At 58.1% G+C, this 12,300-nt stretch carries 9 protein-coding genes; 8 read left to right on the top strand and 1 reads right to left on the bottom strand.

Annotation, left to right across the window (positions count from 1 at the left end):
* Positions 1-138 precede the first annotated feature (138 nt).
* Complete coding sequence (locus tag JTJ32_RS25640; RefSeq protein WP_210043720.1) at positions 139-951, top strand: mechanosensitive ion channel family protein; 813 nt, start codon at positions 139-141, stop codon at positions 949-951.
* A gap of 38 nt (positions 952-989) precedes the next feature.
* Here the strand turns inward: JTJ32_RS25640 and JTJ32_RS25645 are convergent, their stop codons facing one another.
* Entirely contained in the window at positions 990-2,471 is a 1,482-nt protein-coding gene (locus tag JTJ32_RS25645; protein WP_184323582.1) for a YdgA family protein, read from the bottom strand.
* A gap of 328 nt (positions 2,472-2,799) precedes the next feature.
* Between JTJ32_RS25645 and JTJ32_RS25650 the strand changes: the two genes are divergently transcribed.
* The 7 genes from JTJ32_RS25650 (at position 2,800) to JTJ32_RS25680 (ending at position 12,156) form a co-directional block, all read left to right on the top strand.
* Positions 2,800-3,489, top strand: a complete 690-nt coding sequence (locus tag JTJ32_RS25650; protein WP_180274292.1) for an HAD-IA family hydrolase — start codon at positions 2,800-2,802, stop codon at positions 3,487-3,489.
* Between the two features lie 104 nt (positions 3,490-3,593).
* On the top strand, positions 3,594-4,604 hold the full coding sequence (locus JTJ32_RS25655) for an aldo/keto reductase (protein WP_099227514.1): 1,011 nt from the start codon (positions 3,594-3,596) through the stop codon (positions 4,602-4,604).
* A 307-nt stretch (positions 4,605-4,911) separates the two neighbouring features.
* Complete coding sequence (locus JTJ32_RS25660; protein WP_099227537.1) at positions 4,912-5,646, top strand: GntR family transcriptional regulator; 735 nt, start codon at positions 4,912-4,914, stop codon at positions 5,644-5,646.
* A 752-nt stretch (positions 5,647-6,398) separates the two neighbouring features.
* Positions 6,399-7,175 carry a DUF3050 domain-containing protein gene (locus JTJ32_RS25665; protein ID WP_210043722.1) on the top strand — a complete coding sequence of 259 codons (777 nt, stop codon included), beginning with the start codon at positions 6,399-6,401 and terminating at the stop codon, positions 7,173-7,175.
* Positions 7,176-7,239: 64 nt separating this feature from the next.
* Positions 7,240-8,187: a diiron oxygenase gene (locus JTJ32_RS25670; RefSeq protein WP_210043723.1), complete on the top strand. Its 948-nt coding sequence runs from the start codon at positions 7,240-7,242 to the stop codon at positions 8,185-8,187.
* A complete protein-coding gene (locus JTJ32_RS25675; protein WP_210043724.1) occupies positions 8,184-11,642 on the top strand; it encodes a non-ribosomal peptide synthetase in 3,459 nt (1,152 codons plus the stop codon). The genes JTJ32_RS25670 and JTJ32_RS25675 overlap by 4 nt, the downstream gene beginning before the upstream one ends.
* A 34-nt stretch (positions 11,643-11,676) precedes the next feature.
* Positions 11,677-12,156 carry an SRPBCC family protein gene (locus JTJ32_RS25680; protein WP_210043725.1) on the top strand — a complete coding sequence of 160 codons (480 nt, stop codon included), beginning with the start codon at positions 11,677-11,679 and terminating at the stop codon, positions 12,154-12,156.
* The last annotated feature ends 144 nt before the right edge of the window (positions 12,157-12,300 follow it).

Consider the following 12,300-nt stretch of genomic DNA (forward strand, 5'->3'; position numbering starts at 1 on the left):
AAAACAAGCGCCGCCGAATACCAGCACTTCGCCTCCTGTCACAACTGCCAGTAGATGTTATGGCGTTTTTTTGAACAATGTACGGGGTCATACGGCAGGCCATCTGCCGGTCGAGCCTTACGTTCAGGAGTTGCGTTCATGGATGCGCTGAATGTCATCAATGTCGGCACCGACAAGGTCAATTCGTTACTCAACATCGTGTTGCAGTATGGGGCGACGATCGTTCTGAAGCTGGTCATCGCTGCCTTCCTGTGGATCTTCGGGCGCTGGCTGATCGGGGTGCTGGTCAGGATGGTGCAACGCTCGCTGACCCGCCAGCGGTTCGATCCGACAGTCCTGCGCTATGTGGGCTCGTTCATTACCGTCACGCTGAACATCATTCTGGTCATCGCGATTCTCAGTTACTGCGGGATCGAGACCACCAGTTTCGCAGCGCTGCTGGCAGCGGTCGGGCTGGCGATCGGCATGGCGTGGTCGGGTTTGCTGGCGAATCTGGCGGCGGGTGGTTTCATCATTGTGTTGCGGCCGTTCAAGGTCGGCGATGCGATTACGGCGGCGGGTGTTACGGGGACAGTGGTCGAGATCGGGCTGTTCGTGACGTCCATCAACACGGCTGACAATGTGCTCAATCTGGTCGGCAACAACAAGATTTTCGCCGACACGATCATCAATTACTCCAGTAATGATTTCCGGCGCGTGGAGCTCACCGCGACGTTACCGAACACGGAAGACGAACAGGCGGTTATCTCGCGGCTCAAGGATCAGGTGGGCAGCCTTCCCAACGTACTGCCCAGCCCTCAGGTGGATGTGCACTTGTCCGCTGCGACCGCGGATGCCATCACCCTTTCGGTCAGGCCGTGCTGTCATCATGACCATTACGGAACGGTTTACCACCAGACGCTGGAAGTCATCAGAACGCTGATGCGGGACGTTTCCCTGAAGAAGGCGTAGCTCAGAGCTGCGATTGCAGCCCCGAGCGACATGCAGGCTTACTGGGCGCCCAGCGCGCCGACTTTGCCCATGACCGTCGCCATGAACTGCTGCAGGGTCATCTTCTGGCCGTTGAAGTCGACCATGTTGTTGGCGTAATGCAGGTCAGAGACGATGGTCTCACCCTCGACCTTGGCCAGTTGCATCATCTCGGCCATGGCGCTGGCCATGTCACTGGCAGCACTGGCCTGCTCGGCGATGGCCTTCAAATCAGTCTGGCCTTCACGAATAGCCTGCTGGGTGACGATGTCGCGGATCATCGGCTTCGAAAGCACGACCCTGGCGTTGACCTCGCCTACAGTTTTCACGGCCAGCGCGTCGGCCGGCTGGTCAAGCGAACCCGGATCGGTCAGGTCCACTGCAATCTGCATATGGCTTTCGCCGTTGGCGGTCTTGAGCGAGAGTTTCTCCAGTTCGATACGTGGCTTGCCGGCCAGCAGCGTTTTCGTCTGGGTGTTCATCACTTCACGCTCGGCAGGCGTCAACTCAAGCTGCAACGGACGCTCGGCCAGAATGGCAGCCTGCTGTTGCGGCAGGATGGTGTTCTGGTAAAGCTGGTACAGCGCCTGAGTGGCCACCGCATTGAAGTTGGCGATCTTGATGCCCAGATGTGCAGCACCGACGTCCTTGCCGCCATAGGCGATCATGCCGATGTCGTAGTTGACCTGCGCCGCAAAGTTACCGGCATCTTCCTGAGCGAGGTTGGTGTTGGTGAAATCCTTGAGCTGAACCTGCGGTTTGCCGACCAGCTGGAAGGCGGCGGCCTGGATTTTCATATTGGTATGACCCAGGTAAAACCCGGATTTACCCTTGGTGCCGCCGGTGTCGAACGTCATGCCTTTGACTTCGATGTTCACCGGACCGTCAGGCGACAGGACATTGAGTTGCAGGTTATCCAGACTGCCGTCGAGGTCGAACTTCTGAGCGTCAGCCGAAGACGCCGCATTCACAGTCATGCCGGAAAATTTGAACGTACCGTCAGTGTCGTTCATTTCCAGCGGTGCCAGTTGCACCCAGCCTTTGGTGGCACGGTCATAACCGATGCTGGCCTGCCCCTTGAGCGGCGATACGTCCTTGCTCAGCGCGAACCACTTTTCCGAGCTTGGGCTTTTTTCCATCTCGAAATTGCTCAGCGCCATGACAGGCACCAGATTCAGGGTCTTCAGGCGGGACAGCGGTATAGGCCCGTGCTGGATGTGATCGACGAACAGGAACTGCCCGCCCTGGGTGCTATCGGACAGGTTCTGGATATCGACGCGGTAGTGCGCAGTGCTGCTGAAGAAATTGCGCTCAAGGGAGAGCATTTCGAGCTTGACGCTGGTGTCGGTGCCCTTGAACGATTTCGCCAGCTCTTGGTTGGCCTGGCTGATGGAGTCGTTCAACGCGCCTTCCAGTTGCGTACCGGTGTACCAGGCGCCAGCCGTCGCCAGAGCTCCTGCCACGACGATCACGCCAACCGCTATACCTGCTGATTTATTCATAGTGACTCGAAGATGTCCGTTCTGATAATGAGAAGTCGTCCCTGAAATCACAGCGTGTTCACAGCTGTGAGTCGCGGGTCGACAGAGCGTGCAGCACTGCCGAAAAGTCGCGAGAGATTATCACCGGCAGCTCGCGACGGCCCAGCATAGTTGGTCAGTTCTGTGTGCGGTTGCACTTATTGAGGCCCTTTGGACATGGCCTTCTGCCTTTTGTTGCGAACAGGCCGTTCCGAAAAGGCTTTCAAGCGCCGATCCCTGAAACATGGGGTAGCCATGCTCTTGGCGGAAACGTTAGGCTGAAACGAATTTGCTAACCGGATGGAATCACATGAGCACGACGCAGAACCCACTTGGCCCGATCAAGGCCGTCATTTTTGATATGGACGGCCTGCTGCTCGACAGCGAAGGGATCTACACCGAAGTCACCCACGCCATCGCCAGCCGCCATGGCAAAACATTTGACTGGGCGATCAAGCAGCACACCATCGGCCGGGGCGCCAACGACTTCGCGGAGTACGTGACCAAGACGCTGGAGCTGCCGATGACCGCCGAGGAGTTTCTGGAGATTCGCCAGCCGATGCTCGACGAGCGCTTCCCGCATTCGCCTGCAATGCCGGGTGCCGAGGCGCTGGTGCGTCATCTGGCCGAGCACAACATTCCCATCGCCGTGGGCACCAGTTCCTCGGTGCATTACTTCCACGCCAAGACCACGCTGCATCGCGCCTGGTTCGAACTGTTCGAAACGGTGGTCACCGCTGATGACCCGGAAGTGACGGCCGCCAAGCCGGCACCGGACATCTTTCTGGTCGCTGCGCGCCGCCTGGGTGTGGATCCGGCCGACTGCCTGGTGTTCGAGGACTCGCCGTTCGGCGTCACCGCTGCCAAGGCGGCGGGCATGTATGCCGTGGCCGTGCCTGATTCGCACATGCCGCGTGAACAATATGAGCATGCGGATCTGGTCATTGATTCACTGGCCGATTTCTCGCTCAAGGACTGGGGCCTGCCGGATATCCGCTAGGCCGCCATGTATCTGACCGAGGGTCGACTCACCTTTTCAATGCCTTGGCATACGCGCCAATATGTCCGACTGATCCCGCGTGAATGACAAGGAGGAGGTTACACATGAATTATCGTGTTCTTGGCCAGTCCGGCCTCAAGGTTTCAACACTGACTCTGGGCTCGATGATGTTCGGCGAGCAGACAGGTGCCGACGAGTCCTTGCGCATCATCGACAAGGCCTGGGATCAGGGCGTCAATTTCGTCGACACGGCAGACGTGTACAACGGCGGCCGCTCGGAGGAACTCGTGGGCCAGGCCATCGCCTCGCGTCGCAGCGACTGGGTGCTGGCGACCAAGCTCGGCTACAGCGCCCCCAGTGATATTCCCAATCGCGCGGGCCTGAGTCGCAAGCATGTGTTCAACGCCATCGAACACAGCCTGCGCCGGCTGAACACCGACTATGTGGATATCTATTACCTGCACAGAGAGGATCACGACACGCCACTGGAAGTCACGGTGTCGGCCATTGGCGAGCTGATACGCCAAGGCAAGATCCGCTATTGGGGCGTCTCCAACTTCCGTGGCTGGCGGATCGCGGAAATCGTCAATGTCGCGCAGCGCCTGGGCGTGGACAAGCCCGTCGTCAGCCAGCCGCTGTACAACATCGTCAACCGTCAGGCAGAAGTCGAACAGATCACTGCCGCGGCGTTTTACGGGCTGGGCGTTGTGCCGTTCAGTCCGCTGGCGCGAGGTGTACTCAGCGGCAAGTACGCGCCCGACGTCACACCTGACAGCAGTACCCGTGCCGGCCGTCAGGACAAGCGGCTGCTGGAGACGGAGTGGCGTGTGGAATCCTTGCGCATCGCGCAACGCATTCAGGCGCACGTGCAGGAAAAAGGTGTCGGCATGGTGGAGTTCGCCATTGCCTGGGTGCTGAACAACCAGGCGGTCTCCTCCGCCATCGTCGGGCCCCGGACCGAAGAACAGTGGGATGGCTACACGAAGGCACTGGACGTTGTCATTACCCCGGAAGACGAGGCGTTCATCGATTCGCTGGTGACGCCCGGTCATGCATCGACGCCCGGTTTCAATGACGTTCAGCATTTTGTGTCAGGACGTCTACCCCGCAGCTGACGGCCCGTGGGACGCTTTTGGCCTGGCCGCTCGTGCGCGCTGGCAGTGACCTGCCAGCGCGTTCAGCGATGAAAACATCGCTGAAAATGGCTATGTGTATAAATGCTCATTCGGCACTCGGCCTGAGGGACGCTAAGATAGCGTTGAACGTATCAACGATTGCTCACAAAAATGCGACTCATGTGCTCCACTAAAAATACTGAACACACCTCTACGCTCGCGACTTTCTGGCAAGTCTTGGCTAGTCTGTCGGCAGTCCAGCTAATTATTGGATCCCATCTTGCCGGGGTGATGAAGAAGTATGGCGATGCGTAAATCAGATAGAGAAGCCTTTTTAAGCTCGGTACTGGGCAACGAGCAGCCTGCAGCCAATGTTGCACGGGCCGTTATCGAGGAAAAGCTGCGCAATGCAATCATCGACGGCAGCTTGCCGAGCGGCACTGCATTGCGCCAACAGGAACTGGCAACGCTGTTTGGCGTAAGCCGGATGCCCGTGCGTGAAGCCTTGCGGCAACTTGAAGCGCAGTCCCTGCTGCGGGTGGAAACGCACAAAGGCGCCGTAGTAGCGCCATTGATCACCGAAGATGCGGTTGATGCCTACTCGTTGCGCATCTTGCTGGAGTCCGAAGCATTACGGCTGTCGATCCCCTACCTGACCGCAGAAGACCTGGCAGCCTCAAGAAGCTACATCGAACAGCTCGAAGTGGAGACCGACTACACCCAGATCGGCAGACTCAACCGCTTGTTTCACATGTCGCTGTACACCAGAACGCCCAACAAGCGCCTGATGCAACTGGTCGAAGAAGGCTTGAACGAAGAAGAACGTTTTCTGCGCTTCAATCTTTCGTCCATGGGGCTTGGCAAACTCTCCCAGGACGACCACTGGGAACTGCTTCGCCTCGCCGAAGATAAAGCAGTGGAGGAGACCGTGGCGGCCCTGCAACATCACCTCAATCGCGGCGTTCAGGCCATTACTCAATATCTGAACAGCAAGGCCAGCGCAGAGCAAACCGTCCGCCCTCGCAAAAAGACCCACGACTGACCCCTCCCCGCGGCTTTTCCATCCGGATCAGCCGCTTTTGACCCCTCTCCTTTCAGCGCCCGGCAACTTCTCGTCGGGCGTTTTTATATCTATTTTCCGGGCCGCCAGGTGGTGTGTCGCCTGAATAAGGCAAACTCGGCCGTAACCACGATGGATCCAACCGGAGTGTTCATGCTGGTCGGGATTCACCGCCTGCGCGTCGTCCAGGCGGTGATATCTGTTCATGTGAACGCCACGAAAAGGAGTCAGTGCAACGGGCAGAGAGACATTGGAAGTCGTTTCCGATATCGCCCGCCAAAAACATACTTACTCTAATAGTTCGGCATAACGGCAACGCTGAACGAGGCATTCGTTCATTATTTATAATTCTGGCCATTATCGACCGGAAGGGTTGCTCACACCCCTATAAACCTTGAACGCCAAGTTTTATATAGCAACTTTCAACCCTGATAAATCACAACTTAAAATAATGCAAGAAACCCATTGCACAAGTACTTAATTGTGTTTTAACTTTTCTCCGCAGTCCTTGCGGAGTGTGCTGTAACAGCGCAAACCCACGTCCCCAAGGGCTGACGGCGCTGGCACGTGGCGCCGTTCAACTTAATGAAGTGGCATAAAGAACGTTGACGACTTGAATCGTTTCAACCCGCAGGCGCTCGCTTGCCCGTTATTCGGGTGAGGGAGATCTGCGAACAAACGCTGCGAATCAATACGCCAACTTTCATCTATCAAACATGACCAGAGATATCGCCATGCCTTGTCAAAACACACGACTGGACCAAAAGAAACTTGAACTTAGCCGTCATCCGATATTCAGTGAAATCACGTCTCTGGACGTGCTGAGACGTTTCATGGAAACCCACGTATTTGCGGTATGGGATTTCATGTCACTCACCAAACGCCTGCAACAGGAATTGACCTGTACCCAGTTGCCCTGGCTGCCGCCGAAAGATCCTGCCGCCGCCAGACTGATCAACGAGATCGTGCTGGGGGAGGAATCCGACGATCGACTGGATCGTGGTCACTACAGCCATTTCGAGCTGTATCTGGATGCCATGCGCGAGGTAGGCGCCAGCACACTGCAGATCGAGCGCTTCATCGAGCTTCAAAAACAGGGTGTGCACTACACAACCGCTCTGCAACGCGTCAACGCAGGCCAGGCGGCATCGGTGTTCGTGACAAACACCCTCGATACGGCGCTGCATGCACCCGCTCACAGCGTGGCTGCCGCGTTTCTGCATGGTCGCGAGAGCGTCATTCCCCTGATGTTCCAAAGCATTCTCGATGACTGGGGCATCACCGGAAGTCAGGCACCGACCTTTCGCTATTACCTGGAGCGCCACATCGAAGTCGACTCCGAAGACCACGGTCCTGCTGCAGAGCACCTGTTGGCACGCCTGGTGGCGGGCGATCCGCAACGGGAAAAAGAGGTGTACCAGGCCGCCATTGCTGCCGTGGAAAGCAGGGTTCAGCTGTGGGACACGTTGCGGCTCAGCATGCGCGCACCGCTGATGCAGGTCAGCGCTTAGCTCCGGTCAGTTCCCGAGGGCTGTCCTCAACGGCCAGCGCTCAAGCCCCTACAAGGAAGCCATCATGAAAGCAGAAGACTACAGCTCGTTCATCGATGCGTGGGAAGGTCGCGCCACCATTCGCACTCGCCCGCGCAGGATTGTCGAGAACGATGGAAAACTGATCTACCCACTCAGCCGTCAGCCACTGGTGCTCAGCGAAACCTTCAGTCGCGAGTGCGCGCACCTGCGTGATTACGTGCTGGTTCAGAGCCTCTACAAATTCATCAATGATGTGGTGATCTTCGAGACCGAAATCGTCGACAAGACCGCGCGCAGTATCGCCAAGGACAACTTCGCGATTCGTTTCCCCTTCGCCTGCCGCTACGACGCCATGACCGTGGTGGTGGATGAGGATTACCACGCGCTGGTCGCCATGGATTTCATGCAGCAGACCATCGCGCTGACCGGCATACAGCCCATCGCGCTGCCTGGCGAGATCGAACTGAGCCGGGCGATCCCTGCCGCGCTTGCACTGGCACCGGAGCACCTGCGCAGCGCCGTGGAACTGATCTGCGTGGCCATCGCCGAAAACACTGTCACCAACGACGTAGCGGCCTTTGCCAGGGACGACTCGGTCAAGCAGTCGGTCAAGGGCCTGATGGCCGACCACCTGCTGGACGAGGGTCGCCATTCAGGTTTCTGGGCGCGGCTGGTGCGTATCTATTGGCACACGGCAAGCGAGGCGGATCGTCAGTGCATCGCCGACATCATGCCGGTGTTCATCGCCCAGTACCTGACCAGCGATATCCAGCACGGTTTTGATTTCACCCTGATCGAGCATCTGCCGGTGGCTGAATCGGTCAGAGCGGCCCTCAAGGCTGAAACCCTGGCGGTCAGCTTTCCGATCAACCGTCATCACCCACTGATCGGCAACATCATGCGCTTCTTCAAGGCCAGCTCGATGCTGGACGCCCCGTGTGTACAGAAAGCACTGGCCGATTACCTGCCTGCCCAGGGGACGCTGCAATGAAACGCCTGGAGATCGTGCTTCTAGGTCACAGCCTGACCTTGAGCGAACTGAATACCGAACTGCAGGCTCACGGTCACGCCGTACATCACTTGACCGACCTGGCCGCGCCGCAATCATGCAGCACGACTCACGCTTCGATGCTGATTGAGGACGGCAGTCTGGCGTTGGGCACTGAGGACCTGAAAGGATTCGGCCAGCCGACTGTGCTGAGCCTGCGTGTCGGGTTGGACAACACGGCAGGATCGCTGCCACGGCTGGAGCTGCTGTGCTGGCATGGATCGGCCAAGGCACAGCGTCTGATCGTTCGCGAGTGGCTGCCCGTCGAACCTTCGGGCAATGGTCGAATGCTGCGAGACAACGCTGTTGCCGCATGGGTGGACATCATCGCCCTGCAGGTGAGCCGACGCTCACGGGACGATCATTACTTCGCGCAACTGTCTGTGGCGCAACCCGCTCAGAGCGAGCGGCAGGACGGCTTGCAGGCCATCGATGCGCTGCCGTTCGAGCATCAGTTCAACCAGACGCAGCGACCGGACTTGTTGCAGTTGGCGGAAACGACACTCTCCCGGCGGCTGGCGGCGGCCTTGCAGACGTTTGCAGAGCGGCCAGCCTTGTCGGTTCAGGGTCAGTCGTACCGTTATCGCGAACTGGCCATGCACAGCGCCGCCATTCAGCGTCATCTGCTGCCGCTCATCGCGCAGGCTGGCAACACCGATACGCCACCCGTGATTGGTATCTGCCTGCCCAAATGCGCGGCACTGTATGCCGGCGTGCTCGCCATTCTGGGTTGTGGAGCGGTTTACCTGCCGCTCGACCCGGCTCTGCCACTGCAGCGGCAGCAGTACATTCTCGAAAACTCCGGGGCGATGCTATTGCTGCATGACGGCACGCACCCATTGGCCGCCGCCGAGTTCCCCGCGCTGAACATCAGCGCCATGCAACTCCAGGAGACAGCCCTTCTCGCAGCAAACGCATACCCTGCCAGCGATGCGCCGTGCATGGCGCTTTATACGTCGGGCACTACGGGCCATCCCAAGGGCGTCCTGCTCAGCCAGCGCAACCTCAGCCATTTCACGGCCTGGTATGCGGACTATGTGGATTTGAATCAACACAGCCGGGTGCTGCAATTCTCGACCCTGAGTTTCGATTCATCCGTGATCGACATTTTCCCGACCTGGCTCAGCGGCGCCGAACTGGTGGTGCCTGATGAGGATCAGCGACGCGATCCGCTGCAACTGATCAGCGTTTTGAAAGCGGGCATCACACATGCCTTTCTGCCGCCCGCGTTGCTGAGCATCCTGCCACTTGATGAGCCGCTGGGGCTTGAACATGTCGTGACCGGCGGTGACGTCTGTGAGCCTCACGTCATCACTCGGCTCACCGCACAGTGTCAGTTTCACAACCTCTACGGGCCGACCGAAGCGACTGTGCTGGTGACCGCCGGGCGGTTCCAGTCGGACAGCAGCAACCGGAACCTGGGCAGACCGATCGCCAACAGTCAGGTCTGGATTCTCGACGACCAGTTGCGGCCTGTGGCTCAGGAGGTCCAAGGTGAGCTGTACATTGTCGGGCCCGGGGTTTGCCTGGGCTACCTCAATAATCCCGAACTGACGGCTGAACGTTATGTGTGGCTGACGCGTCCGGACGGTGAACGGCTGCGCGCCTATCGCACCGGAGACATGGCCAAGTGGACCGTGGACGGTGTCGAGCTGAGCGGACGTCGTGATAATCAGGTGAAGATTCGCGGCTTTCGGGTAGAGCCGGAAGAGATCGAGCATTGCCTGCGTGCCAGTCAGCTGTATCGACAGGTAGCGGTGGTCGTCGATGCGCAGCGACGCATTCTGGCCTTCGTCGCTCAGCCTCACGATGCCTTGAGTGATGACTCGACCTTGAGCGCGTTGAAGGCCCATGTCCAGCAGTTGCTGCCTGACTACATGCACCCGGCTGCCTATACCCAAGTCGATGCGTTGCCATTTGCCAGCAACGGCAAGACTGATCGCAAAGCGTTGCTGGAGCTGCCGGTGAGTTTCAGCGATCAGCAATCGCGGCGCCTGCCGGAAAACGAACGGCAGGAACAGCTTTTGGCATTGTGGGCCGAGCTGCTGGAGCTACCAACCGGTGACATCTCGACTGACGAGAGTTTTTTCAATCTGGGCGGCCACTCGATTCTGCTGTCACGCATGCTGCTGGGAATTCGCGAGCGGTTCGGACGCAGCATCCCCATCAACCGCTTCATAGAAGCACCGACCGTGCTGACCTTGGCAAGTCTTCTCGACAGCGAAGGCAGCTCGACCTACACCATCAGCCCAAAAGCGTTGCTTGATGCCAACCCCGACATTCAGATAATGGCGCTGCCTGTCAGCCGACTGGGCGATGTCCACAAAGTGATCGTGACCGGGGCCAACGGGTTTCTCGGTGTGCACATCGTCCAGGCATTGCTGGAATGGGGTGCGACCGAGATTGCGTGTCTGGTGCGTGAATCAGCCGGCCAGAGCGCGCAGGAGCGCTTCGAACAGTCGCTGGCGGAAAACAGGCTTGAACATCTGGACTTGAGTCGGGTGACGGTCCATGCCGCCGACGTTACCCAGCCGCGTCTGGGCTTGAGCGAAGCGGTGTATGAGCGGCTGGATCGTGACTTTGGCGCGCTGGTGCATAACGCAGCCAACGTGAACCATGTTCAGGATTACGAAGCGCTGTTCAAGGACAACGTTGAGCCGGTCTTTGAATGCCTGAAATTGTGTGAGGGACGCAGCAAGAAAGTCTTCAATTTCGTCTCGACCTTGTCAGCCTGCAGCGCAGTTGATGGTGCAGGCACGGTACTTGAACAACCGGCTGCCGCTACACCGCCAATCTACATCAAGAACGGTTACAACCTCTCGAAGTGGGTCGCTGAACGCATCTTGCAATGCGCCAGGGATCAAGGCGTGTGGGTCAACATCTACCGGCCCGGCAACATCGCCTTCAACAGCCGCACTGGCGTGTGCCAGCCGCAGAAGAACCGCTTGATGCTGATGCTCAAGGGTTCGCTGCAACTGGAGCAGGTTCCGGAGTTCGACATCAGCTTCGACTTGATGCCAGTGGACTTCCTCGCCCGTTTCATTGGCTTCCATACCAGTCGCTACCAGCCCGACCGCGCTGTATTCAATCTGCATAACCCCGAACCGCTGAGCTGGAACCACTACGTGGAATCGTTCCGCGAAGCAGGTCGCAAGTTCGAATTGGTCAGCGTTGCTCATTGGCAGGCACAACTCAACCGCGTCGACAGTGAGAACGCCTTGTTTGGCGTACTCGGTTTCTACCTGGACGGCTTCGAAGAGGACATCGGGGACATCTCGATGATCGAGTACCAGAACACCCTGGCTGGCATCCGCCAGATGGGCGAGCAGTACCCGCAGAAAACCCCGGCGCTTTTGCGCAAGGGCTGCGATTACCTGAAGGAAATCGACTTCATCTGAGTCGAGTCATCAATCAAATGTAATGGAGAGCGACATGAACACGATCCACAACAACCTCAAGCCTGACACCCTCATCAAGAACCCCACGTTGTGCCGTGTATCAGCGGCAGTGGAGATCCCGAGCGATGCCAACAGTGTGTGGGCCGTCGTCGGAGACTTCGGTGGCTTTCAAGCCTTCATTCCTGCGTTGGAGAGCACCGAGGTCACCGGCAAAGGTGTTCGTTCGGTGCGCAAAAAGCTGTTCAAGGATGGCAATTTCGCCATCGAACAGCTGAATAGCCTGGATGATCAAGCGCTGTACATGACCTGGTCGCTGATACATACCAGTCTGCCTGTCGGCAATCTGTGGGCCTCCATGACGGTGCAGCCCAAGGGTGACAATGAGTGTGTTGCGACCTGGACGATCATTGCTGAACCGGACCAGGGAGGTCCTGAGGCGTTGCCAGACTTCGAGGCGTTTCTACAGGGCTTCGCAGACAGCGCCATGAGCAACGTACGCAGTCTGTTTGCCTGAGGCTGATGATTTCTCAGAGCCGGAAAAGACAAAACCCCTCACCGCGTGAGCGATGAGGGGTTTCGGGATTGAATCTTGACGATGACCTACTCTCACATGGGGAAACCCCACACTACCATCGGCGATGCATCGTTTCACTGCTGA

The organism is Pseudomonas alliivorans, from assembly GCF_017826695.1.
GTDB classification, from domain to species: domain Bacteria; phylum Pseudomonadota; class Gammaproteobacteria; order Pseudomonadales; family Pseudomonadaceae; genus Aquipseudomonas; species Aquipseudomonas alliivorans.